Origin of the sequence: Pseudomonas sp. VS40 (assembly GCF_018587885.1) — a bacterium.
GTDB classification, from domain to species: Bacteria; Pseudomonadota; Gammaproteobacteria; order Pseudomonadales; family Pseudomonadaceae; genus Aquipseudomonas; species Aquipseudomonas pergaminensis.
The window spans coordinates 585,412-609,640 of the sequence record NZ_JAGYWD010000004.1 but is presented as its reverse complement, the minus strand read 5'-3'; the positions used below and the strand labels follow the sequence as shown (position 1 = coordinate 609,640).

General features: G+C 61.5%; 21 protein-coding genes. 15 read left to right on the top strand and 6 right to left on the bottom strand.

The features are described 5' to 3' along the window. Nucleotides 1-30: 30 nt before the first annotated feature. On the bottom strand, nucleotides 31-591 hold the full coding sequence (locus tag KHP07_RS15595; RefSeq protein ID WP_078050151.1) for an antibiotic biosynthesis monooxygenase: 561 nt from the start codon (nucleotides 589-591) through the stop codon (nucleotides 31-33). A gap of 218 nt (nucleotides 592-809) precedes the next feature. On the opposite strand from KHP07_RS15595, the gene KHP07_RS15590 reads away from it, so the two are divergent. Further along, the gene (locus KHP07_RS15590) at nucleotides 810-1,760 is read left to right on the top strand and encodes a MerR family transcriptional regulator (protein WP_078050150.1); all 951 of its coding nucleotides are present in this window, start codon (nucleotides 810-812) and stop codon (nucleotides 1,758-1,760) included. A 2-nt stretch (nucleotides 1,761-1,762) separates the two neighbouring features. On the opposite strand, the gene KHP07_RS15585 is transcribed toward KHP07_RS15590, so the two are convergent. Together KHP07_RS15585 and KHP07_RS15580 are read right to left on the bottom strand one after the other, a co-directional pair. Continuing rightward, nucleotides 1,763-2,368, bottom strand: a complete 606-nt coding sequence (locus tag KHP07_RS15585; RefSeq protein ID WP_078050149.1) for a hypothetical protein — start codon at nucleotides 2,366-2,368, stop codon at nucleotides 1,763-1,765. Nucleotides 2,369-2,431: 63 nt separating this feature from the next. Then, nucleotides 2,432-2,899, bottom strand: a complete 468-nt coding sequence (locus KHP07_RS15580; RefSeq protein WP_099492595.1) for a PAS domain-containing protein — start codon at nucleotides 2,897-2,899, stop codon at nucleotides 2,432-2,434. A 137-nt stretch (nucleotides 2,900-3,036) separates the two neighbouring features. On the opposite strand from KHP07_RS15580, the gene KHP07_RS15575 reads away from it, so the two are divergent. Beyond that, a complete protein-coding gene (locus KHP07_RS15575) occupies nucleotides 3,037-3,492 on the top strand; it encodes a flavodoxin (RefSeq protein WP_078050147.1) in 456 nt (151 codons plus the stop codon). Here KHP07_RS15575 and KHP07_RS15570 read toward each other — a convergent pair. Continuing rightward, nucleotides 3,473-4,369 (bottom strand): LysR family transcriptional regulator, encoded by an 897-nt coding sequence (locus KHP07_RS15570; RefSeq protein WP_214497459.1) that lies wholly within the window; start codon nucleotides 4,367-4,369, stop codon nucleotides 3,473-3,475. The two genes, KHP07_RS15575 and KHP07_RS15570, sit on opposite strands and share 20 nt — an antisense overlap. A gap of 98 nt (nucleotides 4,370-4,467) precedes the next feature. On the opposite strand from KHP07_RS15570, the gene KHP07_RS15565 reads away from it, so the two are divergent. The 8 genes from KHP07_RS15565 (at nucleotide 4,468) to KHP07_RS15530 (ending at nucleotide 14,856) form a co-directional block, all read left to right on the top strand. Then, complete coding sequence (locus tag KHP07_RS15565; RefSeq protein WP_099492598.1) at nucleotides 4,468-4,839, top strand: CidA/LrgA family protein; 372 nt, start codon at nucleotides 4,468-4,470, stop codon at nucleotides 4,837-4,839. Then, nucleotides 4,829-5,515 (top strand): LrgB family protein, encoded by a 687-nt coding sequence (locus tag KHP07_RS15560; RefSeq protein WP_078050145.1) that lies wholly within the window; start codon nucleotides 4,829-4,831, stop codon nucleotides 5,513-5,515. The genes KHP07_RS15565 and KHP07_RS15560 overlap by 11 nt, the downstream gene beginning before the upstream one ends. A gap of 150 nt (nucleotides 5,516-5,665) precedes the next feature. Next, on the top strand, nucleotides 5,666-6,448 hold the full coding sequence (locus KHP07_RS15555; RefSeq protein ID WP_214497458.1) for a class II aldolase/adducin family protein: 783 nt from the start codon (nucleotides 5,666-5,668) through the stop codon (nucleotides 6,446-6,448). After that, nucleotides 6,448-7,353, top strand: a complete 906-nt coding sequence (locus KHP07_RS15550; protein WP_100492163.1) for an alpha/beta fold hydrolase — start codon at nucleotides 6,448-6,450, stop codon at nucleotides 7,351-7,353. Before KHP07_RS15555 ends, KHP07_RS15550 begins: the two co-directional genes overlap by 1 nt. Nucleotides 7,354-7,526: 173 nt before the next feature. After that, the gene (locus tag KHP07_RS15545) at nucleotides 7,527-8,438 is read left to right on the top strand and encodes an SDR family oxidoreductase (RefSeq protein ID WP_078050142.1); all 912 of its coding nucleotides are present in this window, start codon (nucleotides 7,527-7,529) and stop codon (nucleotides 8,436-8,438) included. Between the two features lie 482 nt (nucleotides 8,439-8,920). Beyond that, nucleotides 8,921-10,711, top strand: a complete 1,791-nt coding sequence (locus tag KHP07_RS15540; protein WP_078050141.1) for a DUF1302 domain-containing protein — start codon at nucleotides 8,921-8,923, stop codon at nucleotides 10,709-10,711. Between the two features lie 26 nt (nucleotides 10,712-10,737). Then, complete coding sequence (locus KHP07_RS15535) at nucleotides 10,738-12,096, top strand: DUF1329 domain-containing protein (protein ID WP_214497457.1); 1,359 nt, start codon at nucleotides 10,738-10,740, stop codon at nucleotides 12,094-12,096. Nucleotides 12,097-12,354: 258 nt separating this feature from the next. Next, a complete protein-coding gene (locus tag KHP07_RS15530; RefSeq protein WP_214497456.1) occupies nucleotides 12,355-14,856 on the top strand; it encodes a LuxR C-terminal-related transcriptional regulator in 2,502 nt (833 codons plus the stop codon). Here KHP07_RS15530 and KHP07_RS15525 read toward each other — a convergent pair. Further along, nucleotides 14,853-15,728: a helix-turn-helix domain-containing protein gene (locus tag KHP07_RS15525; protein WP_078050138.1), complete on the bottom strand. Its 876-nt coding sequence runs from the start codon at nucleotides 15,726-15,728 to the stop codon at nucleotides 14,853-14,855. The two genes, KHP07_RS15530 and KHP07_RS15525, sit on opposite strands and share 4 nt — an antisense overlap. Nucleotides 15,729-15,865: 137 nt before the next feature. On the opposite strand from KHP07_RS15525, the gene KHP07_RS15520 reads away from it, so the two are divergent. Next, nucleotides 15,866-16,768, top strand: a complete 903-nt coding sequence (locus tag KHP07_RS15520; RefSeq protein WP_078050137.1) for a DMT family transporter — start codon at nucleotides 15,866-15,868, stop codon at nucleotides 16,766-16,768. Nucleotides 16,769-16,877: 109 nt separating this feature from the next. Here KHP07_RS15520 and norR read toward each other — a convergent pair whose 3' ends face one another. Then, nucleotides 16,878-18,422, bottom strand: a complete 1,545-nt coding sequence (norR, locus tag KHP07_RS15515) for a nitric oxide reductase transcriptional regulator NorR (protein ID WP_214497455.1) — start codon at nucleotides 18,420-18,422, stop codon at nucleotides 16,878-16,880. 148 nt (nucleotides 18,423-18,570) lie between these two features. Between norR and hmpA the strand changes: the two genes are divergently transcribed. The 4 genes from hmpA (at nucleotide 18,571) to cyoB (ending at nucleotide 24,227) form a co-directional block, all read left to right on the top strand. Beyond that, a complete protein-coding gene (gene hmpA, locus KHP07_RS15510) occupies nucleotides 18,571-19,752 on the top strand; it encodes an NO-inducible flavohemoprotein (RefSeq protein WP_214497454.1) in 1,182 nt (393 codons plus the stop codon). 212 nt (nucleotides 19,753-19,964) lie between these two features. Next, nucleotides 19,965-20,471, top strand: a complete 507-nt coding sequence (locus KHP07_RS15505) for a disulfide bond formation protein B (protein WP_078050134.1) — start codon at nucleotides 19,965-19,967, stop codon at nucleotides 20,469-20,471. A 792-nt stretch (nucleotides 20,472-21,263) separates the two neighbouring features. Further along, on the top strand, nucleotides 21,264-22,205 hold the full coding sequence (cyoA, locus tag KHP07_RS15500) for a ubiquinol oxidase subunit II (protein WP_078050133.1): 942 nt from the start codon (nucleotides 21,264-21,266) through the stop codon (nucleotides 22,203-22,205). A gap of 3 nt (nucleotides 22,206-22,208) precedes the next feature. Further along, on the top strand, nucleotides 22,209-24,227 hold the full coding sequence (gene cyoB / locus KHP07_RS15495) for a cytochrome o ubiquinol oxidase subunit I (protein WP_078050132.1): 2,019 nt from the start codon (nucleotides 22,209-22,211) through the stop codon (nucleotides 24,225-24,227). Nucleotides 24,228-24,229 lie beyond the last annotated feature (2 nt).

Below are 24,229 nucleotides of genomic sequence, written 5' to 3'. Positions count from 1 at the left end.
AACTATACCAGCGCGCGGCCGCCCCTGTATTCACGCTGCGGCTTCGGTAGCCTTGCGCGGTGCCGGAGCTGGATGCAGCCAGTTTGCCAACAGATGGGTCGACAGCGGGATGAACCAGTAAACCATCAAAGGCGTGAGCGCCAGGGTGCTGACCAGCACGCGCGGCGCCAGGTCCAGTTCGCTGAGCAGTGGGTTCAGCACAAAGTTGAACAGCAGCGACACCGGGAAAAACGCCAACCAGATCGCCACGGCCTGTTTCCAGCGTGGCGGACGCGCGCCTACCGCGCCGAACCAGCCATCGATGCCACGTACGCGGTGCTCCGACGGGTCGGCAAACAGATCGCTGCCACGGCTCAGCCACGCGCTGCGGGAGGCGGAAAACTCCCAGGCATGCAGGGTCTTTTCATCGGCGAAGCGGAAAATGATCTGGAATTCATCATCATTGGGCGGCGGTGCCAGGACGCCTGAACCCAGGTAGCCGGGAAAGTCCGTGGCCAATTGCTCGCCTTCGCGCAGCCAGGCCATCAGTTCTTCGTAGCGCCCTTTGGCCACGCGACGCGCAACCATCAAGGTGACGGGAGAGGTAGACATTGTGTATCTCCAAATAAAGGGGGGCACGTGACCGGGTAGGTACGGCACCAGGTGCAGCCGCGGGGTGATGCGGCTGCGCCTTGAAAAAGCAGGCAAGGATTATTCCTGTTTTATTGAAATACGCCAGACACTTCTGTCGGTTCGCCGCGCGGCTTGAATCGCTCGACCGAATAAGCGTTAAATAGGCTCCAAATCGACACGGATGTTCTTGACCTCTGATGCCCGAAACTATTGCTCTGCAGCGCGAAATGACCCCTGACCGCGTTGCTGTTTCCGATGACCTTTTGCCGATTCGCGAAGTCGCTCGGCTGACGGGCGTCAACCCGGTCACCTTGCGTGCCTGGGAGCGGCGCTACGGCCTCATCCAGCCTATCCGCACCGAAAGCGGGCACCGGTTGTATTCGCGCACCGATATCGACACGGTGCACCGTATTCTCGACTGGATCGAACGCGGCGTTGCAGTGAGCAAAGTCGGCAAGATCCTCGCGCGCGGCGAGCCGCTCGGCGAAACCGGTACGGCTCCTGGAGACGGCTTGGAGTGGGCTCAGTGGCACGGGCAATTGCGCAGTGCAATCAGCGCCTTCGATGACCGCCAACTGGACCGGCTGTACGGCCAGATTTTTTCTGCCTATCCGCTTGCCGTGGTCTTTCAAGACATTCTCATGCCGCTCTGGCAATCGTTGTTGCGTCATCAAGGGCGCTTCGGCCAGGCCAGCGAGTGGTTGTTTTTCGATAACTTCCTGCGCTCGCGCACCGCGCAACGGCTGCAGGTGATCGCCGCCACGCCGCTGCCACGGGTTCTGCTGGCAGCCATTGCCGGAGAATGTCGCGAGCTGGAGCTGTTGGTCGCGGGCCTGCTGCTGACGGGTGAAAAACTTGCCGTCAAGCTCCTGGGTGTGGGCCAGCCCTTTGATGAACTGACACTGGTCTGCGAGAAGACCCAACCGCAAGCCTTGGTGCTGTTTTCCAATCGCGCCCCCGGCAGTGAGCTGCCGTTGCGGCTCAAGCGGCTGGCGCTGACCCTCGATTGCCCCTTGCTGCTGGCCGGTGATGCCGCGGACTTGGCGCAGGACAGCCTCGCCGGTTCGTCAATCGGCTGCCTGGGCAATGAGGGGCGGCTGATGCAGCGCCGCTTGCAGCAATTCCTGAGCGGCGGCTTGGATACCTGATTTCAGGTGTGCACTTCAGGGTGGGCCAGGCGGTGCTGGTGCAGGATGAACTGGCGCAGGCGCTCGGTTTCATCGGCATCGCCCTGGCTGAGCCGATAAGCGAACAGGCCGCGTGCGGTTTCCCGTTCGAAGGTTCCGCGCACCGCGATGCGTTCGTAACCCGAAGGGCTGAACCATAGGGAAAAGGTTTTCGGTGGCTTGATCCGGCCGCGAATCTCGACCAGCACACCCTTGAACGACACCTCATGCACCCACAGCGCGCCCGGGTTGCCCTTGATATTTTCCAGGGCCACTGGCGTTTCGAGCGCCAGTCGCCACGGGCGGATCATCGGCCCGTCTTCGAAAATACTCGGCACGCCCAGGCGCAGGTGAACGGCATGAAACTCATCTTCCACCAGGTGCAGCGGGAAGGTGAGTTGCTGGTTGTCGAACTGTGCCTGGATGGTGACGTGGTCGTGGGCAGCCAAGCGAGTGAGGAGGTCACGAATCTGCGCCCCGCCGTTGACCGTCAAGCTCGACGACGCATCACGCAGGTTCAATTGCGGGTTGTGCTGCATGGTCTGGATGAAATCCAGCTCGTCCTGCGTCAGGAGTGCATCGCGTTGCATGGGGCTTGCTCAACGGGGCGGGTAGGCATTAAAACGCCATTATCCTCTTAATGACTATTTTTTCTAATTTTTGTTAGATCCACTCGTCGCTTTGAGCGCCGCCAGTTCGGCCTTGAGCTCCGCGACTTGCGCCTCCAGTTGCACCACACGCTGCTGGGCTTTGACCTGAACCGTCACATCTTTTTGCACGCCAACGAAGTACGTCTGTTTGTCCGCCGGGTTGTAAGTGGTGGACAGCGACAGCTCATTCCAGAAATGCGTGCCGTCCTTGCGGTAGTTGCGCAAGGTTTCGCGGCAACTGGCGCCGGCGCTGAGGGCTTCGCGAATGGCGATCAGGGCGGGTTGGTCGCGGTCACCGGCCTGCAGGAAACGGCAATCCTGGTACAGAATTTCGTCACGCGTATAGCCGGTCATCCGCTCGAAGGCCGGATTGACATAGATCAGCGGCAGTTCCCTGCCTTCCCGTTCGGCGATAACGATGCCGTCATTCGAGGCGTCGATGACCATTTGCATCAATTGGGCGTTAATCATGCAGGTGGATCCATCCATTTGAGGTGCCGCAAGTCTAAGGCACCGTGGCAATGTTTCCATCGGGCGTGACGTTTTTTTGTAGGGGGCGGTCGAGCTGCTAATATCCCACGCTTTCGCTCAACTACAGGATCAGATTGATGAAAGTCGCCATCCTTTCCGGCTCGGTCTACGGCACTGCTGAAGAAGTCGCTCGCCACGCTGCCGATATTCTCAATGCCGCCGGTTTCGAGGCGTGGCACAACGCTCGCGCCAGCCTGGCGGATGTACAGGCGTTTGCGCCGGATGCATTTCTGGCAGTGACCTCCACCACCGGCATGGGCGAACTCCCCGACAACCTGCAACCGCTGTACTCCACCCTTCGCGACCAACTGCCCGCCGCCTGGCGTGGCCTGCCGGGTGCGGTGATCGGCCTGGGCGACGCCAGCTATGGCGACACCTTCTGCGGCGGCGGCGAGCAAATGCGCGAGCTGTTTGCCGAGCTGGGCGTGCGCGAAGTGCTGCCGATGCTGCGCCTGGACGCCAGTGAAAGTGTCACCCCGGAAACCGACGCCGAACCGTGGCTGGCCGAGCTGGTCACTGCACTGCGCGGCTGACCGGAAACTCGCGCAACAACGCCAGCCAGGCCTGGGCGGCTTTCGACAGATAGGCGCCCTCACGCCAGGTAAATGCAATGTCCCAGCGCAGGTAATCGGGCGCCTTCAAAGTGAGGCGCACCACACCCGGTCGCACCAGCCCGCGGGCGACCACGCTGGGCAGCAGCACTACGCCCTGGCCGGCCGCAACCAGCGCGGCGAGAAAGTCAGCCTGGCCACTGCGGCCGATCTCCCTCGGGGTAAAGCCCACCTGCTGGCAGGCCTGGATCAACCGGTCATTGAGCACAAAGCTGCGTTGGTACATCAGGAACGGTGTGTCCGCCAGTTCTTCCAGGCGCACCTGTGCGTTGTGCGCCAGGGGGTGATCCATCGGCAGCAGGGCGTCGAGTGGTTCATCACAGAAGGCCTGCCGGGCGAATGCCGGGTCACTGGACATCAGGCAGCCGCCCACATCCAACTCCCCATTGAGAATCGCGTGTTCAATCGTGCGGCTGCCGCCTTCCAGCAACTGGATAGTGACCTTCGGGTAGCGCCTGCGGTACTCGGCAAACAGCCCGGCGAACAATGTATCGCCCGCCAGGAGCGGCAAGCCCAGGCGCAACTCGCCACGGGTTAGTTGCTGCATATCATCCAACTCACTGAGCAATTCGCTCTGCAGGCGCAGCATGGCTTCGGCTCGCTGCAGCACCACCTCGCCGGTGGCGGTCAGGCGGACCTGCGATCCCGTGCGCTCCAGCAGCGGCGTGCCGAGGCTTTGTTCCAGCTGGGCCACTTGCTTGCTGACGGCGGACTGGCTGATGTGCAGGGTTTTCCCGGCCTGGGTGAAGCCACCCCGGTGGATGACTTCGACAAAACTGCGCAGTTGCTTGAATTCCACGGCTTGAATTCCAGATTGGAATAGCTGGCAGTCTAACAATTCGCTGTGGGGATGGGCCAGGCCTCTTTAAAATGAAGGCCTGCGAGGACCCAAAGCCCATGAAACGTTTCACCCGTCTGATGATTGAACTGGTCGTGCTGTTGGCCATTTACCTGCTCGGCTGCCAACTGGCGACATGGCTGGCATGGCCGGTGCCGGGCGGAGTGGTGGGCTTGGGCTTGCTGCTGGCAACCTTCGCCAGTGGCCTGGTCAAACCGGCAGCCCTGCAATTGGGGGCGGGTGTGTTGATGGCCGAGATGCTGCTGTTCTTTATCCCTGCGTTGATGAGCCTGCTGGACTACGGCGGCCTGCTACGCAACGACGGCTGGCGGATCCTGCTGGTCATTGGCGTGAGCACCCTGGCGGTGATGCTGGTCACGGCGTTCACCGTGGAACTGGTGTGCCGCTGGAGGCTGCGCCATGAAACTTGAGCTGATGCCGGTGTTCTGGCTCGCTCTCACTCTGGGCGCCTACATCTTTAGCCGCTGGATCTATCGCCGCACCGGGCGTTACCTGCTGTCGCCGTTGATCCTCGTACCGATGCTGTTGCTGGCGGTGGCTGTGCCGATGAACACCGCTTACGCCGAGTATTCCGCCGACACCCACTGGCTGATGCTGGTGCTGGGCCCGGTGACCGTGGCGTTTGCCGTGCCGATCTGGCAGCAACGCCGCTTGCTGGCGCGGCACTGGTCGGCGTTGTTGCTGGGGATGGTCGCGGGCAGCGCGGCGTCCATTGCCACCTCGTTCGGCTTGGCCAAGGCCCTGGCCCTGGACAGCTCGGTGACCATGTCCCTGGTGCCGCGCTCCATCACCACACCGTTCGCCATGCCGGTGTCTTCCGACCTTGGCGGCGTGCCGGAATTGACTGCCGTTTTCGTCATGTTCACCGGTGTGTTCGGCGCCATGCTTGGCGGTGTGCTGCTCAAGTGGCTGCCACTGCGCACCCCGCTTGCACGCGGCGCGCTGTTCGGCGTGGGGGCCCACGGTGCCGGCGTGAGTCGCGCCCATGAGGTGGGTGGCGAAGAGGGCTCGGTCGCCGGTTTGGTGATGGTCCTGACCGGCTTGCTCAACCTGTTCGCTGCGCCTTTATTGGCGGCACTTCTCTGACGCCGTTTGTGCGGATTTCAACTATTCTCAACGCTGACTCGTACGGTCATCAAGCTGGCTGCCAAGGCAACTCCGGCGGCCTCGCGGTCTGACTAGACTGGCCCTTCACTCAAAAAAACAATAACAAAGTGCGCCAAGGAGGTCATTGCCGTGAGCCTAGCTACCGTTCTATCGCCACAGAATGTCAAAGATCAGGTCAGCGCCGCCGAATGGCAAACCCGCGTCGACCTGGCAGCCTGCTATCGCCTGGTGGCGATGCACGGTTGGGATGACCTGATCTTCACCCATATCTCGGCCAAGGTGCCGGGCACTGATGACTTCCTGATCAACCCGTATGGGCTGATGTTCCATGAGATCACGGCGTCGAGCCTGGTCAAGGTCGACCAGGCCGGCAACAAGCTGATGGACAGCCCCTACGAGATCAACCCTGCGGGCTACACCATCCACAGCGCCATCCACGAAGTGCGTCACGACGTGAACTGCGTGCTGCATACCCACACCGCCGCCGGTGTTGCGGTGGCGGCTCAGAAGCAGGGCGTGTTGCCGATCAGCCAGCAATCGATATTCGTACTGTCGAGCCTGGCCTATCACGCCTACGAAGGCGTGGCGCTGAACCACGAAGAGAAGGCCCGCCTGCAGGCCGACCTGGGTGAAAACAACTTCCTGATGCTGCACAACCACGGCCTGCTGACCTGTGGCAGCACCATCGCCGACACCTTCTTGATGATGTTTACCTTCCAGCGTGCCTGCGATATCCAGGTGCTGGCGCAAAACGGCGGTGCCGAATTAATCGCCATCGGGCCGCAGATTCTCGCCGGTGCCAAGGCGATGGTGGCGGCTGTCACGAAGAGCGCACAAGGTATGGGGGGCGCGCTGGCCTGGCCGGCGTTGCTGCGCACATTGGACGCTCAAGACCCTGGGTATAGAAGCTGATGCCACTCGCCGAGATCCCGCTGAGTGTCTGGCGCAAACGCAGCCAGACGTTCGACTTCAACGGTCGCACCATCCGCTACTGGGTGGCGGGGCAGGGTGAACCGTTGCTGTTGATCCATGGCTTCCCCACGGCCAGCTGGGACTGGCATTACCTGTGGCAGCCCCTGGCCCAGCGCAACCTGGTGATCGCCTGCGACATGCTCGGCTTTGGCGATTCGGCCAAACCCCTGGACCATGGTTACTGCCTGCTGGAACAGGCGGATCTGCAACAGGCGCTGCTGGAGCACCTGCGCGTGGAGCAGCCAGTGCATGTGCTGGCTCATGACTATGGCGACAGCGTCGCCCAGGAACTGCTGGCCCGGCACTATGAAGGTCGCTTCCACATGGCCAGCTGTGTGTTTCTCAACGGTGGGCTGTTCCCCGAAACCCATCGCCCGGCCCTGGTGCAAAAGCTCTTGCTCAGCCCACTGGGCTGGATGATCGGCCGCGCATTCGGGCGCAACGCCCTGGCGAACAGCTTCAATCAGATTTTCGGCCCCACCACTCGCCCCAGCGAAAGCGCGCTGGATGATTTCTGGAGCTTGATCGATTGCCACGAAGGCACGCGCATCCTGCACAAGCTCATCGCCTATATCCCCCAGCGTCGGCGCCTGCGTGAGCGATGGGTGTACGCGATGCAGCAGGGTGAAGTACCGCTGCGGGTGATCGATGGCGAGCTCGACCCGATTTCCGGCGCCCACATGGTCCAGCGTTATCACGAGTTGGTGCCCCACGCCGACACGGTGTTGCTGGCCAATATCGGCCACTACCCGCAGATCGAGGCGCCGGTGCAGGTGCTCAAGCACTACCTGGCGTTTCGCGAGCGTCTTGCTGGCCCGGTGTTGGAGTTGGCTTGCCTGCGATAGCATCGCTGCGCTTCAACTGAAAGACCTAGGCGCTTGCATCGCAGGCAAGCCCGCTCCTCCATGATCATCCCTCTGCCTTATCGAGCACTATTCAGGCTCAATCGTGGTTATTGTGACCCTGGCCCCCGTGCCTGACACTCGACCTATTCCCATTGTCGCCATTGGAGTTCGGTATGAGTGAGTCAGTGCAGTTCCAGGATAAGGTCGTGATCGTCACCGGTGCCGGCGGCGGATTGGGCCGGGCCCATGCGCTGTTGTTCGCTAAGCATGGCGCCAAAGTACTGGTCAACGATCTGGGGGGCTCCACCCAGGGCGAAGGCGCCAACGCCTCCGCCGCCGACCGGGTGGTGGCCGAGATCCGTGAAGCGGGCGGTATCGCCGAGGCCAACCATGACTCTGTCACCGACGGTGACAAGATCGTGCAGAACGCCCTCGATGCTTTCGGCCGAATCGATGTGGTGGTCAATAACGCTGGCATCCTGCGCGACAAGACCTTCCACAAAATGGAAGACAGCGACTGGGACCTGGTTTACCGGGTGCATGTCGAAGGCGCCTACAAAGTCACCCGCGCCGCCTGGCCCCATCTGCGCGAGCAAGGCTACGGCCGGGTGATCTTTACCGCGTCGACCTCGGGCATCTACGGCAACTTCGGCCAGTCCAACTACGGCATGGCCAAGCTTGGCCTGTACGGCCTCACCCGCACCCTCGCGCTGGAAGGACGCAAGAACAACATCCTGGTCAACGCCATCGCGCCAACAGGCGGCACGCGCATGACCGAAGGCCTGATCCCACCGCAAGTGTTCGAGCGCCTCAAGCCGGAGCTGGTCAGTCCCTTGGTGGTGTACCTGGGCAGCGACGCGTGCCAGGAAACCTCGGGGCTGTTTGAAGTGGGCGGCGGCTGGATCGGCAAGACCCGTTGGGAGCGCAGCCTGGGCGTGGGCTTTGACCCGGAGGCCGGCTTCTCGCCAGAAGATGTGGCGGCACACTGGCAGCAGATTTGCGACTTCGACGGTGCGGCCCACCCCAAGGACAACATCGAGGCGTTGAAGGAGATGATGGCCAATTTGCAGAAGTACAGCCTGTGATCGTTGCCTGAAAAAGCTTGAATCCCACGGGGCGCTGATGGCGCCCCGTTTTATTCCGGGCAAAAAAAAGCCGCTGCAAACGCAGCGGCTGAAGTAAGACGTTGGATCAAGGAGCGATAAATCAACGTCAGTGAACACCGGTAACAGATTGAAAACAGGCATCAATCCATCTGAAAAAGGCTTTCCTTCCGGTTGGGGAAGCGGGCCGTTTGCCCTGAAAGCCCGGTAAGAATAGCCGCTTGTAACAAGATGAGTAATGCCGATTCATGACAAGGACTGTTGCCGAATCAGCAACAGTGACTTGGCCCGCTATCCATTCTCCTGATAACCCGCCATCCACCCGATGCATGCCTGCGTCCAGACCCCGGCCAGAGCGGCTTGTCATCCTTTCGAGCGACAACACGAATCCCTCCTTGGTGCGCTTATCGCTCCTGATGGGCGGCAGTAGGGTGGGGCCTTCTGTCACTCACCGGGGAAGACGCATGACAAGAACAACAATGCGCGCCATCTTCAGGCCACAGGCGCTGGCCGCTGCGGTTGCGTTGGGATGCTGTGCCCAGGCACAGGCTGTTTCATTCAACATTGGCGAGATCGAAGGGCAATTCGATTCCTCGCTGTCGGTGGGCGCGAGCTGGGGCATGCGCGATGCCGACAAGAAGTTGGTGGGCACCGTCAACGGCGGTACCGGCCAGGCGTCTACCGGTGATGACGGGCGCTTGAACTTCAAAAAGGGCGAGACCTTCTCCAAGATCTTCAAGGGGCTGCACGACCTTGAGCTGAAGTACGGCGACACGGGCGTGTTCGTGCGGGGCAAGTACTGGTACGACTTCGAACTGAAGGACGAAGACCGCGAGTTCAAACCGATCAGCGACCACAACCGCAAGGAAGGCGCCAAATCCAGCGGTGCGCAGATCCTCGATGCATTCGTGTATCACAACTACTCGCTGGGTGATCTGCCGGGCACTGTGCGTGCGGGCAAGCAGGTAGTGAGCTGGGGCGAAAGTACCTTCATCGGTAACTCCATCAACAGCATCAACCCGATCGACGTGTCTGCGTTCCGCCGTCCGGGTGCCGAGATCAAGGAAGGGCTGATCCCGGTCAACATGCTGTTCGCGTCCCAGAGCCTCACCAACCAACTGACGGTAGAAGGTTTCTACCAGTTGGAATGGGACCAGACGGTGCTGGATAACTGCGGCACCTTCTTCGGCGGCGATGTGGCGGCGGACGGGTGCACCAATAACTACACCGTGGGCAACCCGGCGATTGCCCCCTTGCAACCGGTGGCGGCGGCATTTGGCCAAGGGTTTGGCGTGACCAATGAAGGGGTGATCGTACGCCGCGCCGGCGACCGCGACGCGCGTGATTCCGGTCAGTTCGGCGCCGCGTTGCGCTGGTTGGGGGACGACACCGAGTACGGCCTGTACTTCATGAACTACCACAGCCGCACGCCGACGGTGGGTACCATCACCAACAACACCAGCCTGGCCACGCTCGGCGCGATCGCCGGTACCGCCAACGGCCTGGCGCCGGGCTCCGGCGCGGGCCTGGTACAAAGCCTGATGCTCGGCCGCGGCCAGTATTACCTCGACTATCCGGAAGATATCCGCCTGTTCGGTGCCAGCTTCTCCACCACCTTGCCCACCGGCACCGCGTGGACCGGTGAGATCAGCTACCGGCCCAATGCCCCGGTGCAACTCAATACCACCGATTTGACCCTGGCCCTGATCAACCCCGTCGCCGGCCAACTGGCCTCACCCATCCGCAGCAACTTCGGCGACGACAACAAAGGCTATCGCCGTAAAGAAATCACCCAGATCCAAAGCTCCATGACCCAGTTCTTCGACCAGGTCCTGGGCGCCGAGCGCCTGACGGTGGTCGGTGAAGCGGCCATCGTGCACGTCGCAGGCCTGGAGGATAAATCCAAACTGCGCTACGGCCGCGACTCGGTGTATGGCGCCTATGGTTTCCAGGGTGACACCGACGGTTTCGTCACCTCCACCTCCTGGGGCTACCGCGCGCGGGCGATCCTGGACTACAACAACGTGATTGCCGGGATCAACCTCAAGCCTAACCTGTCCTGGTCCCATGACGTCGCCGGCTATGGCCCCAACGGCCTGTTCAACAAGGGCGCCAAGGCCATCAGCGCGGGTGTCGACGCGGACTACCGCAACACCTACACCGCCAGCCTCAGCTACACCGACTTTTTTGGCGGCGACTACAACACCCTGACCGACCGCGACTTCCTCGCCCTCAGCTTCGGCGTGAACTTCTGATCTGGCTTAAAGAAGGACAAGACTCTATGCGTAAGATATTTGCGGTAATGGCCCTCAGCCTGTTGGCGGTCAACGTGATGGCTGCCGTGTCACCGGAGGAGGCCGCCAAGCTCGGCACCACGCTGACCCCGGTAGGCGCCGAAAAAGCCGGCAACGCCGACGGTTCGATTCCGGCCTGGACCGGCGGCATCCCGAAGAACGCCGGCGCGGTGGACAGCAAGGGCTTCCTGGCCGACCCGTTTGCCAGTGAAAAACCGCTGTTCGTGATCACCGCCGCCACCGTCGACAAGTACAAGGACAAACTCTCCGATGGCCAGGTGGCGATGTTCAAGCGCTACCCCGAGACCTACAAGATCCCGGTGTACCCGACCCACCGTACGGTCAACCTGCCGCCGGAAATCTACGAATCGATCAAGCGCAGCGCGCTGAACGTCAAGCCGATCAACGACGGCAACGGCCTGGAGAACTTCACCGGCAACCGCTACTACGCGTTCCCGATCCCTAAGAATGGCGTGGAAGTGCTGTGGAACCACATCACCCGTTATCACGGCGGCAACCTGCGCCGCATCATCACACAGGCCACTCCGCAGACCAACGGCAGCTACACGCCGATCCGCTTCGAGGAAGAAGTGGCCGTGCCGCAACTGATCCCCGACATGGACCCGGCCAAGGCGGCAAACGTGCTGACCTTCTTCAAGCAGTCGGTGACCGCACCGGCGCGTTTGGCCGGCAACGTGCTGCTGGTGCATGAAACCCTCGACCAAGTGAAGGAGCCGCGCCTGGCGTGGATCTACAACGCCGGGCAGCGCCGCGTACGCCGGGCGCCGCAGGTGGCGTATGACGGGCCGGGTACCGCGTCCGATGGCTTGCGCACGTCCGACAACTTCGACATGTTCTCCGGCGCCCCGGACCGTTACGACTGGAAGCTGGTGGGCAAGAAGGAGATGTACATTCCCTACAACAGCTACAAGCTCGACCAGCCGACGCTCAAGTACGACGACATCATCAAGGCCGGGCACATCAACCAGGACCTGACCCGCTATGAGCTGCACCGCGTGTGGGAAGTGGTGGGCACGGTCAAGCCGAGCGAGCGGCATATCTACGCCAAGCGCCACATTTACATCGACGAAGACAGCTGGCAGGTGGCGCTGGTGGACCACTACGATGGCCGTGGCCAACTGTGGCGGGTGGCGGAGGGGCATGCGCAGTTCTACTACAACCACCAGACCCCGGCTTATACCGTGGAAACCCTGTACGACATCATCGCCGGACGCTACATCGCGCTGGGCATGAAGAACGAGGAGAAAAGCAGTTTTGTGTTCGGTTTCAATGCCAAGGCGGCGGACTACACGCCGGCTGCGTTGAGGGCCGAAGGCGTGCGCTGACCCCGATGTGAAATGCAATCCCGATATGAAATGCAACTCCAATGTGGGAGCGGGCTTGCTCGCGAATGCGGCGTGTCAGTCACCGAATTCCTAGACTGATCCACCGTTTTCGCGAGCAAGCCCGCTCCCACATTGGATTGTGAATGCCTTGAATTTTATGCCCATCAATCACCCCGCTGAATACTTCTTCAACAACCGCCAACCACAGGACTAGGGTAGGCGTCAGGTTGCATAACAATAAGAACGCAGGATGCAGCAATGACCGCCATGACACGCTGCCTGGACCGTCCTGGATTCATGCCTCGGCTGTCCGCCCACCATCTGCTGCGCCCACGCCTGGCCGAGCCTTTGCTGGCGGCGCCGGCCAGGGTCAAATTGCTCTGCGCGCCGGGTGGCAGCGGCAAGAGTGCGTTGCTGGCCGAATGCGCATTGCAGGCGCCAGCGGGGTGCCAGGTGTACTGGTTGCCGCTCAATGGTGCGGCCCTGAGCCCGAGCGATTTCTGCCAGCGCCTGGCACAGAGTCTCGGCTTGACGTTCACCGACGAAGCAACACTGCTGGCGGACCTTGCGCGCTGGCAGACCCCGGCGTGGTTGTTTCTCGATGACTTCTGCCGCTTGCCCACGCCCGACACCGATGCCTTGCTCGACCGCCTGCTCACCCTTGGCAGCCCGGCATTGACCTGGTGGCTGGGCGCGCGGCGGCGCCCCTTGTGCAACTGGCCTCGGTTGCTGCTGGACGATGAACTGCTGGAGTGCGGCGCCGACCTGGCGTTCACCCCGGCCGAGATCCAGCAACTGCTCATCCACGCGCCGGGGCAAACCGTCGACAGCGTGTTGCAGTTCAGTGCCGGCTGGTGTGCGGGTGCGCGCATTGCCTTGCTCGGCGATGCCCACCCGGAAAAGACCTTGCTCGATTATTTGCAGCACGAGCTGTTCAGCACCTTGCCCCCCGAATTGGCCGAAGCCTGGCGCGTGCTGGCCCATCTGTCGCGCTTCAACCCAGGGCTGTGTGAGCACCTGTTCGGTTTTGGCGACGGTGACCAGTACCTGCGCGATCTGCAGGCCCTCGGCGCGTTCATCCAGCCCTGGGAGGACACCGACTGGCTACAGGTCTTTGCACCGCTGGGCCGATTGCTGCGGGATGAGCCCTGGCCGGCCAAGCGCTCCTGGCACCGACGGGCCTGCCAATGGTTCACCACCGAACAGGACTGGCAGGCCGCGTTTGAGCACGCGTTGCTGGCCGAAGAATATGAAGTGGCCGTGAGCCTGTTGCAGCATTTCAGTTTCGAGGACCTGTTCCGCCAGCAGAATGCGGTGCTGCTGTTGCGCCTGCATGATCAGCATGGCGATGAATTGATGCTCGGTTCGGCGCAACTGGTGGGGCTGGTGACGGCGGCGTTGCTGTTCGCCGGGCGCTTCGACCAGGCCGCGCAATGCATCGACCAACTGGCGCGGTTCGCCCCGCAACCGACGGCGGCGCAGCAGCGCTACCTGCTGGCGCGCTGGCAGGCACAGTGGGGTTGGCTGCTGCACCTGGGCGGCGATGCCGAGCGTTCTCGCGAACATTTTCTTGAAGCACTGCACGCTTTGCCCGACAGCGCCTGGACCTCGCGGCTGATGTGCCTGTCGGGCCTGACTCAGCAAGCCTTGCTGCGCGGCGAGCTGGATGTCGCCCAGGCCCTGAGCCGTGAAGCGTTGTGCCTCGCGCGAGCCCATGGCTCGCTGCTGCTTGAGGCGCTGCTTGAACTGGACCATGCGCAATTGCTGGAGCAGCGCGGCGCCCCTTATCGGGCGCAAAGCCTGCTGGAAAACGTACAGGCGATGCTGCTCAAGCAGCGGCTCACGGCTGGGCCGTTGGTCGGGCGCATCGCCTTGCGGCGCGGGCATCTGGCGTTGCGCCAGGGCCAAGACAACCTGGCCGCCGACTGTTTCGAGACCGGCTTGGCTATGTGCCTGCACAGCCAGGACAAACGCGTGCTCTACGGGTTTCTCGGCCTGGCGCTGCTGGCCGCCAACCGGGGTGATTACGCCCAGGCCTTTGTGCAATTGCGCGAGGCCGAACGCTTGATGCAGCAACGCCAAGTGCCCGACACGGTGTACCGGGCGGTGTTGCTGCTGGTCAGCGGGCACTTCTGGCTGCAGCAGGGCCGCGCCGAACTGACGGTGGAAGCGGTGCGGCGTGTGCTTCGCCACTTCCGTGGGCCCCAGGCGAAGCAGGCGCCGCCGGCCACCCTGGAGCTGATCCCGCGCTTGGAATACCTGCTGGTGCTGGCGGAAGTAAAACTGGGCTGCGCCGATCAACCCGTGGCACGGCTCACGGCGTTGCTGGAAACCACTCACCAGCGCGGCATGCTCTGCCTGGAAACCGAGCTGCACCTGGTCCTCGGTGAGGTCGCCTGGCAAGTCGGTGACCCTGTTCTGGCGCGTCGATCGTTGCAAACCGGGCTGGAGCTGGCGGCGCGCTGCCAGGTGCAACAGGCGATCCGCGAGTTGCGGTTGCGCTCGCCGGGGTTACTGAGTGAACTGGGCATGGAGCCCCAGGCGTCCACGCCAGGCACCGTGGAGAACCCCCTGAGCCAGCGTGAGCTGGAAGTGCTGCAGTTGATCGCCCTCGGCAACTCCAACCTGGAAATTGCCGACCGCCTGTTTATCTCCCTGCACACGGTCAAGACCCACGCGCGGCGCATCCACAGCAAGCTGGGCGTGGAGCGGCGCACGCAAGCGGTGGCCAAGGCCAAGACCCTGGGGCTGATGACCTAAGCGCAGAACGCCTGGCGATACTCGCCGGGTGTCGCGCCCATGGCTTGGCGGAAGCGGTGGGTGAAGTGGCTGGCGCTGGAGAAACCGCACATCAAGGCGATCTCATTCAAGGGCAGGGCACCCCTGCGCAACAGGGCCTGGGCGCGGGTGAGGCGGCGTGCCAGCAAGTACTGATGGGGCGGCAGGCCGAAGCTTTGGCGGAACATCCGCGCGAAATGGTATTCCGACAGCGCACACATCCCGGCCAGTTGACCCAGGCTGATCGGGTCTTCCAGGTGCTGGTCGATGTACTCCACCAACAGCCGCCGCTGGTGCGCCGCCAGCCCGCCTTTGAGGCGCAGTCCTTCGCGGGCACCGACTTGGCTGAGCAAGGTATGGCTGAGCATTTCATGGGCCAGGCTGCTGGTCAGCAGGCGCTCGGCGGGCTCGTGCCAGTTCAGCGCGATCAACTGGTGAAAGCGCCGGGCCTGGCGGGCGTCTTCCAGGAAGGTGCTTTCACGCAGTTGCAGAGTGCGTGGTTCGCGGTCGAGCAGGGTGACGCAACCCAGGGCAAATTGCTCCGGGCTGAAATACACGTGGGCCAGGCGGATCTCGCCGTTGATCACCCAAGCCGACCGATGCTCGGCTGGCAGGATGCACAACTTGTCGGGGCCGCCCTTGGTGCCGGGCTGATCGCGCCGGAACGTGCCGGTGCCGCCGCCGATGTAGCACGACAAAGTGTGGTGCGTCGGCGCCTGGTAGTCCTGCGAGTCGTGGTGGTTGCTCCACAAGGCCGCAGACAAGCCATCACCGAGCTCGGCACAGGCTTCGAGGCGTGCGTTGGGCGAGCGGTTAAGGGCTTGGAAGACTTGCAGGGATTCCAGATCAGGCATGGTTCGTACTCTCCGACGCTTGCATCCTACTCCCCGCGGCTGGCGCTGTGAGCCCACCACCCGACAAAAGCGCAAGATTGTGCAAGAGCGCGCCCTGGGTTGGGAGGCACACTGTGGCTCAATCGATGGAGCCCGCTATGAACCTTTCCTTGTATTTACTCACCGTGCTGATCTGGGGCACCACCTGGATTGCCCTCAAGTGGCAATTGGGCGTGGTGGCGATTCCTGTGTCCATCGTCTATCGCTTCGGCCTGGCGGCGCTGGTGCTGTTTGTGCTGTTGCTGCTCAGCCGCAAGTTGCAGCTGATGAACCGACGCGGGCACCTGATCTGCCTGGCCCAGGGCTTGTGCCTGTTCTGCGTCAACTTCATGTGCTTTCTCACCGCGAGCCAGTGGATCCCCAGCGGCCTTGTGGCAGTGGTGTTTTCCACGGCGACCTTGTGGAACGCGCTGAACGCCCGGGTGTTTTTCGGCCAGCGCGTGGCGCGCAATGTGTTGATGGGCGGCGGCCTGGGCTTGGCGGGCTTGGGCCTGCTGTTCTGGCCGGAGCTGGCCGGGCACACCGCCAGTCCGCAGACCCTGCTCGGCTTGGGTTTGGCATTGCTGGGGACTATGTGTTTCTCGGCCGGCAATATGCTCTCAAGCCTGCAGCAGAAGGCCGGGCTCAAGCCGCTGACCACCAATGCCTGGGGCATGTTGTATGGGGCGCTGATGCTGGCGACTTACTGCCTGGTGCGCGGTATTCCGTTTGAGATGGACTGGAGCGCGCGCTACCTCGGTGCGCTGTGGTACCTGGTGATTCCGGGGTCGGTGATTGGCTTTACCGCGTACCTGACGCTCGTCGGGCGCATGGGGCCGGAGCGGGCAGCGTATTGCACGGTGCTGTTCCCGGTTGTAGCGCTGAACGTCTCGGCGTTTGCCGAAGGGTACCAGTGGACCGCACCGGCGCTGGCGGGGTTGGTGTTGGTGATGTTGGGGAATGTGTTGGTGTTTCGTAAGCCCAAGGTTACGAGCCCGGTTTTCAACGCGAAGGCTGTCTAGTGTGGGAGCTGGCTTGCCTGCGATGGCGGTGTGCCAGCCGGCTTATCTGTCACGGGTTCACCGCTATCGCAGGCAAGCCAGCTGCCACATTTCGATTGGGTTGATCTTACTACTTCATTCCGAGGCGCTTGGCCATGCGGCCCAGGTTGGCGCGGTCCAGCCCGAGTTCACGCGCGGCGCTGGCCCAGTTGTGCTGGTGGCGTTCCAGGCAGGCACTGATGATCTGGCGTTGATAGTGTTCGGTGGCCTGGCGCAGGTCGCCGGTCACGCTGGGCACCGCATCGAACGGTTCGTCGAGCACCGGCGCGCTGACATCGGGCAGGTCCAGGTCCTGGGCGTTCAGGCTCAGAATCTTCGGACGTTCGCGACAGTTTCCCAGGGCTTTGAGTGCGCTGCGTCCGATCAAATGTTCCAGCTCCCGCACATTGCCCGGCCAGTTATAGGCCAGCAGTGCCGCCTGGGCTTCGCTGGTCAGGCGCAGGCTGCCCAGGCCCATGCGTGAACGGTTCTGTTCGAGAAAGAAACCGGCCAGCAGCAACACATCGCGCCCGCGCTCACGCAGCGCCGGCACTTGCAGCGGGTACACGCTGAGGCGGTGGTAGAAGTCGGCGCGATAGCGACCATTGCGCACTTCGTCGGCGAGGTCGCGGTTGGTGGCGGCAATCAGGCGCACGTCCACCTGGTGCTCCTTGTCCGACCCCAAGCGCTGCAACTGGCCGCTTTGCAGCACCCGCAGCAGCTTGGCTTGCACGGTCAGCGACAGCTCGCCCACTTCATCGAGGAACAGGGTACCGCCATTGGCCAGTTCGAACTTGCCACGGCGTTCGTTCAAGGCGCCCGTAAAGGCGCCGCGCACGTGGCCGAACAATTCGCTCTCCACCAGGGTTTCCGGCAGGGCGGCGCAGTTGAGGCTGATCAATGGTTTGTCCGCACGGGCCGATGCGGCATGGATGGCCTGTGCGACCAGCTCTTTGCCCACTCCGGTTTCGCCGGTGATCAGCACGGTGAGGTCGCTGCCGCCGACCAGCTTGATCTCTTCCACCAGGCGCTTGTGGCTTTTGCTCTGGCCGATCATTTCCTTGTGCTGTTGGCCGCTGGCCTGGCGGTAGATCTCGGCGCGCTGATGTTCGTCTTCGGCGCGCAGGGCCAGGCGTTCGATGCGCTCGGCGACGTTGACGGTGGCGGCGGCGAGGCTGGCGAAGGCTTGCAGGGCGTCCAGTTCCACGCGTTCGAAGCGCTCGGTGTCGAGGGCATCCAGGGTCAGCAGGCCCCAGGGCTGGTCGTCGACGAACAACGGGCAGCCCATGCAGTCGTGTACTTCCAACTGCCCATGCAGGCCATCCACCAGACCGTCGTAGGGGTCGGGCAATTCGCTGTCGCTGTCAAAGCGCGTGGGGCCGGGGCTGCTCAGCAGCACGCCGAACCGCGGGTGTTCGCTGACCTTGAAGCGCCGGCCCAAGGTGTCTGCGCTCAAACCGTCCACGGCGAGCGGCACCAGCCACTCACCGTCCAGGCGCAGCAGCGCGGCGGCATCGCAGGGCAGCAGGGCGCGCATGGCTTGCAGCAGGCGGCGGTACCGCTCGCCTTCGGGCAGCTCGCGGGACAGGTCGGCGACCAGGGGCAGCAGGGTGGTGAGCAGTGATTGTGCAGTCATAATGACTCCTTGTAGTCTTTGTGACTATAAGGTGCAGGAAGTCATACTGACTACAATTAATTTAAATCATTGAAAATAAACGATTTATTAGTTGGCACGAATACTGAGTATTCAAGGGCAATCAGTGAAGAAGCCCAGGAGGCTCCCCATGCTTAGTGCCCAAGACCGTGCCATCGTCAAATCCACCGTGCCCCTGCTGGAAAGCGGCGGTGAAGCGCTGATCACCCACTTCTATCGCATGATGCTCTCGGAATACCCGCAGGTTCGCCCGCTGTTCAACCAGGCCCACCAGGCCAGCGGCGACCAGCCCCGTGCGCTGGCCAATGGTGTGCTGATGTACGCGCGGCATATCGACCAGTTGGACCAGCTGGGCGACCTGGTGGCCAAGATCATCAACAAACACGTGGCCCTGCAGATCCTGCCGGAGCATTACCCGATCGTGGGTGCCTGCCTGCTGCGGGCGATTTCCGAAGTGCTGGGCAGCGAGATCGCCACCCCGGAAGTGATGAGCGCCTGGGGCGCGGCGTACGGCCAGCTGGCAGACATCCTGATCGGCGCCGAGGCGGCGATCTATGAAGAGAAAGCCCAGGCGCCCGGTGGCTGGCGCGGTGCGCGGCCGTTCCTGCTGGTCAAGCGCGTGGAGGAGAGCGACGAGATCATCTCGTTCTACTTCGCCCCGGTGGACAACGGCCCGATCCTCAATGCCGCGCCAGGCCAATACATCGGCATGAAACTGGTGCTGGAGGGCGAGGAAGTGCGCCGCAACTATTCCCTGTCGGCCCTGACCGATTCGGGCCTGTACCGCATCAGCGTCAAGCGCGAGGCCGGTGGGCGGGTGTCCAACTACCTGCACGACCAGATGCATGTCGGCGCGACCATCGACCTGTTCCCGCCGTCGGGCGAATTCACCCTGTCGGCCAGCGATAAACCGTTGGTGCTGATCAGTGGCGGCGTAGGCATCACGCCGACTTTGCCAATGCTCGAAGCCGCGCTGGCCACCGAGCGCCCCGTGCACTTCATCCACTGTGCACGCAACGGCGGGGTGCATGCATTCCGCGACTGGGTAGACACCCTGGCGGCCAAGCATCCGCAGCTCAAGCGCTACTACTGCTATGCCGAAGACGACGGCGTAAGCCCAGCAGCGGACAAGGTCGGCCTGCTGAGCCAGGACCAACTGGCCGCCTGGTTGCCTGAGCAGCGTGACATCGATGCCTACTTCCTCGGCCCTAAAGGCTTCATGGCCGCGATCAAACGCCACCTCAAGGCCCTGGGTGTACCCGAGAAACAAAGCCGCTACGAGTTCTTTGGCCCGGCTGCGGCGCTGGAATAAAATTCGGCGTTAAACCGAGTTGGCATCATCGCGGGCAAGCCCGGCTCCCACAGGGAAGTGTGATCCCCTGTGGGAGCCGGGCTTGCCCGCGATAGCGTCCATACAGCCACAACATTTCCCACGATTAATCCCCCGTTAACCCCCCTCTGTTTAAACCATCCCCTGTGTGTAAACTTGCGGCCATTGGCACAACCAAACAAAGGGAAACGGAGATGAGTGACGAATTGCGTTTAGGCAGGGAGCGGCGCTTTCTGGTGTTGCTGGGCATCATCTGCCTGGCGCTGATTGGTGGTGCGCTGTACATGCAGGTGGTGCTGGGCGAGGCGCCATGCCCGCTGTGCATCCTGCAACGCTACGCCTTGTTGCTGATCGCGATCTTCGCGTTCATCGGCGCGGCCATGCGCACCAAGGGCGCGATCACGCTGTTTGAAGGCCTGGTGATCCTCAGCGCCCTCGGCGGGGTGGCTGCCGCCGGCCATCATGTGTACACCCAGTTCTTCCCCCAAGTCAGCTGCGGCATCGATGTGCTGCAACCGATCGTCGATGACCTGCCGCTGGCCAAGGTGTTTCCCCTGGGCTTCCAGGTCGATGGCTTCTGCAGCACCCCGTACCCGCCCGTACTCGGCCTGTCCCTGGCACAGTGGGCGCTGGTTGCCTTCGTGCTGACGGTGATCCTGGTGCCGCTGGGCATTTACCGCAATCGCCAGCGCCAAGGCTGAGCCGATCGCGCAAACGCCCCGGTCCTTCCTGAATGAAGGCCGGGGCGTTTTTGCTTGTAGGGATTTGTGAACGGAACGTGACGCGGGGCAATTTTGGGTGTGCGCAGCGTGCGACATGTTGTCACACGGAAGCCGTCGCAGGACGATTCTGACCCGCCGAACGGCCGCTTAAATTTGCATCGGATGACCAAGATGTGCTGTCAGTTCGTCGTTCTGGCGAGTCTGTGAACCTCGCGCCGCGCCAGCGAATCTGTGATGTCCGAATGCCTTGTTTTATGGGGGGTTGCATCGGTTTGGCATGCCCTTACAGGCTGTAAGGACTGCGGTGGATTGCCCTATAACACGGCAATTTTTGTGGTTTTTGTTGAGAATCGAACGCGATAAGATCGCGAACCGTTGCAATAATGGTGAAGGATTATTGCTGTAATCGATAAAAATTATTTCTTTATAAGACATGGTTTATACATCGCTAGCTAACTACAATCGCCCGCACTGAATGTCCTGTGCTGTTCAATATTTGAGCACTGGAGCGGTCGAGGGGCAGATGGATGGCTCTGTGCGACCCCAAGGTTCCGGCAGCCTTTCAACTATCCGCACCAAATGGAATTGGTCTGTAACAAGGCCTTTAACCACGAAATCGAATAAGAACTCACCGCAGGTCCGTGAAACGCCCCCTTATGGCGTGATGGGCAGGCTCTTATTCAATCGAAGAGAAATGCCAACCCTTGGCAGGGTGAAGTGTTGGCGATCAAAACCCAACTGCATTGCGCAAGCTGCTTTAGAGGTCGTGAGATGAGTAAAAACAGGTACCCCCGATTACTAGGCTTTTTGCCGCTGCTTGGCATGATGTTAATGCTGGGAGGCTGCAAGTGGACCTTGATGGACCCGAAAGGACAGATCGGTCTGGATCAACGAAACCTGATCATCACCGCCACCCTGCTGATGCTGCTGGTCGTGGTCCCTGTGATCATCATGACCTTCGCCTTCGCCTGGAAATACCGCGCGTCGAACACCAGCGCGACCTACGCGCCGAAGTGGTCGCACTCCACCAAGATCGAAATCGCGGTGTGGCTGGTCCCGATCCTCATCATCATCGCCCTGGGTTACATCACCTATAAGTCGACCCACGAGCTGGACCCGTACCGTCCGCTGGAATCCGACGTCAAGCCGATCAACATCGAAGTGGTCGCGCTGGACTGGAAGTGGCTGTTCATCTACCCGGACCTGGGTATCGCCACCGTCAACGAAATCCAGTTCCCAGAGAACACCCCGCTTAACTTCCGGATCACCTCCGACGCCGTGATGAACTCGTTCTTCATCCCAGCCCTGGGCGGCCAGATCTACGCGATGGCAGGCATGCAGACCCGCCTGCACCTGATCGCCAACGAAAAAGCTGAAATGGAAGGCATCTCCGCGAACTACAGCGGCGCTGGCTTCACCGGCATGAAATTCAAAGCGATCTCGACGAGCCAGGAAGGTTTCAACGCCTGGGTAGCCGAAGTCAAGGCCGCACCTAAACAGCTTGATCAAGCTGAATACGACGCCCTGACCAAACCAAGCCAAAACAACCCAGTCGCTCTGTACTCCACGTATGAGCCGAACCTGTTTCAGAAAATCGTCGACAAGTACGAAGGTATGAAGCCAGGCAAGCCGGTCAAGCACGAGAAGAAAGAAGTGGCCGCGGTTGAAGGTTCTGACACGGGCTCGCATTCAACTGCTGGGGCAGAGGAGTAAACGATGTTTGGTAAATTAAGTTGGGATGCGGTCCCGTTCCACGAGCCGATCGTAATGGTGACCATCGCCATGATCGCGCTGGGTGGTCTGGCACTGTTTGCAGCAATCACTTATTTCAAGAAGTGGACCTACCTGTGGACCGAGTGGCTGACTTCGGTCGACCACAAGAAAATCGGCGTCATGTACGTCATCGTTGCCATGGTCATGCTGCTGCGTGGTTTTGCCGACGCCATCATGATGCGTACCCAGTTGGCCATGGCCACCGAGGGTTCGCCTGGCTACCTGCCACCTGAACACTATGACCAGATCTTCACCGCTCACGGTGTGATCATGATCATCTTCATGGCGATGCCATTCTTCACCGGCCTGATGAACCTTGCCTTGCCGCTGCAGATTGGTGCCCGTGACGTTGCCTACCCGTTCCTGAACTCCCTGAGCTTCTGGCTGCTGGTTTCCGGCGTGGTGCTGATCAACGTGTCCCTGGGCGTCGGCGAATTCGCCAAGACCGGTTGGGTTGCGTATCCGCCATTGTCGGGCCTGCAATACAGCCCTGGCGTGGGTGTGGACTACTACATCTGGGCGCTACAGTTATCAGGACTCGGGACGACATTGACGGGGGTCAACTTCCTGGCCACCGTCCTGAAAATGCGCGCCCCTGGCATGAAACTGATGGACATGCCGATCTTCACCTGGACCTGCACCTGGGCCAACGTCCTGATCGTGGCTTCGTTCCCGATCCTGGCCGCTACCATGGCGCTGCTGTCGCTTGACCGTTACCTGGATTTCCACATTTTCACCAATGAACTTGGTGGCAATCCAATGATGTACGTGAACCTGTTCTGGGCATGGGGTCACCCTGAGGTGTACATCCTGATCCTGCCAGCGTTCGGTATCTTCTCCGAAGTGATCTCGACCTTTACCGGCAAGCGCCTGTTCGGTCACCACTCGATGGTTTACGCATCGGGCGCAATCTCGGTACTGGGCTTCATGGTGTGGCTGCACCACTTCTTCACCATGGGTTCGGGTGCCAGCGTCAACGCCTTCTTCGGCCTGGCGACGATGCTGATTTCCATCCCGACGGGGGTGAAGCTATTCAACTGGCTGTTCACCATCTACCACGGTCGTCTGCGCATGACCAGCCAGGTCCTGTGGACCCTGGGCTTCATGGTGACCTTCGCCATCGGCGGCATGACCGGCGTACTGCTGGCCATCCCGGGTGCTGACTTCGTACTGCACAACAGCCTGTTTGTGATCGCTCACTTCCACAACGTGATCATCGGTGGTGCTGTATTCGGTTACATCGCTGGTTTCAGCTTCTACTTCCCGAAAGCGTTCGGCTTCAAGCTGCACGAAGGCTGGGGCAAGGCTGCATTCTGGTTCTGGATCTCGGGCTTCTTCGTCGCGTTCATGCCGCTCTACGCGTTGGGCTTCATGGGCATGACCCGTCGTCTGAACGCTACTACCAACCCTGAGTGGGTGCCGTACCTGTACGTCGCCATGTTCGGTGCGGTGATGATCGCTGTGGGTATCGCCTGCCAGCTGATCCAGCTGTACGTGAGTGTCCGTGACCGTAAGCAGAACGCTTGCGAATCCGGTGACCCATGGAATGGCCACACCCTGGAATGGTCGACTTCGTCGCCACCGCCGTTCTACAACTTCGCCGTGATCCCTACTGCGAACACCATTGATGCGTTCACCGAAGCCAAGGAAGACGGTACTGCGTACCAGCGTCCTAAGCACTACGAACCGATCCACATGCCAAACAACACCGCCACTGGCGTGGTGATGGGCGCGCTGTTGACCGTGTTCGGTTTCGCGATGATCTGGCACATCTGGTGGCTGGCAATCGCGAGCCTGGTGGGCACCATCGGCTACTTCATTGTCCACGCTGCACGTGATGATCAAGGCTACATGGTGCCGGTCGAGACGATCGAACGCATCGAAGCCGAGCAACACGCTCGCCTGGTCGCCGAGAAGAAAATCCCGGCCAACCGTGTAGAAACCTCGTTGGAACAGGCTTAAAC

Bases quoted from the DNA above. Each gene is read 5' to 3' on its own strand.
- KHP07_RS15565 (WP_099492598.1), top strand. From the start codon at position 4,468: ATGAAACGTTTCACCCGTCTGATGATTGAACTGGTCGTGCTGTTGGCC.
- KHP07_RS15530 (WP_214497456.1), top strand. From the start codon at position 12,355: ATGACCGCCATGACACGCTGCCTGGACCGTCCTGGATTCATGCCTCGG.
- KHP07_RS15590 (WP_078050150.1), top strand. From the start codon at position 810: ATGCCCGAAACTATTGCTCTGCAGCGCGAAATGACCCCTGACCGCGTT.
- cyoB (WP_078050132.1), top strand. From the start codon at position 22,209: ATGTTTGGTAAATTAAGTTGGGATGCGGTCCCGTTCCACGAGCCGATC.
- KHP07_RS15525 (WP_078050138.1), bottom strand. From the start codon at position 15,728: ATGCCTGATCTGGAATCCCTGCAAGTCTTCCAAGCCCTTAACCGCTCG.
- cyoA (WP_078050133.1), top strand. From the start codon at position 21,264: ATGAGTAAAAACAGGTACCCCCGATTACTAGGCTTTTTGCCGCTGCTT.
- KHP07_RS15595 (WP_078050151.1), bottom strand. From the start codon at position 591: ATGTCTACCTCTCCCGTCACCTTGATGGTTGCGCGTCGCGTGGCCAAA.
- norR (WP_214497455.1), bottom strand. From the start codon at position 18,422: ATGACTGCACAATCACTGCTCACCACCCTGCTGCCCCTGGTCGCCGAC.
- KHP07_RS15505 (WP_078050134.1), top strand. From the start codon at position 19,965: ATGAGTGACGAATTGCGTTTAGGCAGGGAGCGGCGCTTTCTGGTGTTG.
- KHP07_RS15585 (WP_078050149.1), bottom strand. From the start codon at position 2,368: ATGCAACGCGATGCACTCCTGACGCAGGACGAGCTGGATTTCATCCAG.
- KHP07_RS15560 (WP_078050145.1), top strand. From the start codon at position 4,829: ATGAAACTTGAGCTGATGCCGGTGTTCTGGCTCGCTCTCACTCTGGGC.
- hmpA (WP_214497454.1), top strand. From the start codon at position 18,571: ATGCTTAGTGCCCAAGACCGTGCCATCGTCAAATCCACCGTGCCCCTG.
- KHP07_RS15545 (WP_078050142.1), top strand. From the start codon at position 7,527: ATGAGTGAGTCAGTGCAGTTCCAGGATAAGGTCGTGATCGTCACCGGT.
- KHP07_RS15550 (WP_100492163.1), top strand. From the start codon at position 6,448: ATGCCACTCGCCGAGATCCCGCTGAGTGTCTGGCGCAAACGCAGCCAG.
- KHP07_RS15580 (WP_099492595.1), bottom strand. From the start codon at position 2,899: ATGATTAACGCCCAATTGATGCAAATGGTCATCGACGCCTCGAATGAC.
- KHP07_RS15535 (WP_214497457.1), top strand. From the start codon at position 10,738: ATGCGTAAGATATTTGCGGTAATGGCCCTCAGCCTGTTGGCGGTCAAC.
- KHP07_RS15520 (WP_078050137.1), top strand. From the start codon at position 15,866: ATGAACCTTTCCTTGTATTTACTCACCGTGCTGATCTGGGGCACCACC.
- KHP07_RS15540 (WP_078050141.1), top strand. From the start codon at position 8,921: ATGACAAGAACAACAATGCGCGCCATCTTCAGGCCACAGGCGCTGGCC.
- KHP07_RS15575 (WP_078050147.1), top strand. From the start codon at position 3,037: ATGAAAGTCGCCATCCTTTCCGGCTCGGTCTACGGCACTGCTGAAGAA.